Raw genomic sequence first — 280 nt, 5'->3', positions numbered from 1 at the left:
ATCCACGGAACCTTCAGCCAGACGACCGGCACGTTCGGCAAGCTCTGGACCGAGCACCCGGAGTTGGTGGCTGCGCTGTTCAAGTCCTATGACAACAGGGTCTATGCCCTCGACCATCCGACGCTCGGGGCTAGTCCGATCGCCAATGCCATCACGCTCGCCGAAGCGGCGCCCAGGAAAGCACGACTTCACCTCTTGACGCATTCGCGCGGCGGACTGGTCGCCGAGGTGCTGGCACGCGTCTGCGCCAACCCGCGGCTGTCCGATCTGGACCTGTTCA

The 280-nt window shown here is 64.3% G+C and carries 1 protein-coding gene; it reads left to right on the top strand.

The window, feature by feature from the left end; translation table 11 throughout:
• A partial coding sequence (locus ACLI50_RS22630; RefSeq protein WP_411414686.1) for a DUF7379 domain-containing protein occupies positions 1-280 on the top strand: 280 nt, incomplete at both ends.

Source organism: Chryseobacterium cupriresistens (genome assembly GCF_046614675.1).
In the GTDB taxonomy this organism is placed as follows: domain Bacteria; phylum Bacteroidota; class Bacteroidia; order Flavobacteriales; family Weeksellaceae; genus Chryseobacterium; species Chryseobacterium cupriresistens.
Note: the sequence above shows the minus strand (reverse complement) of the source record. Positions and strands in the feature narration are given on the sequence as shown.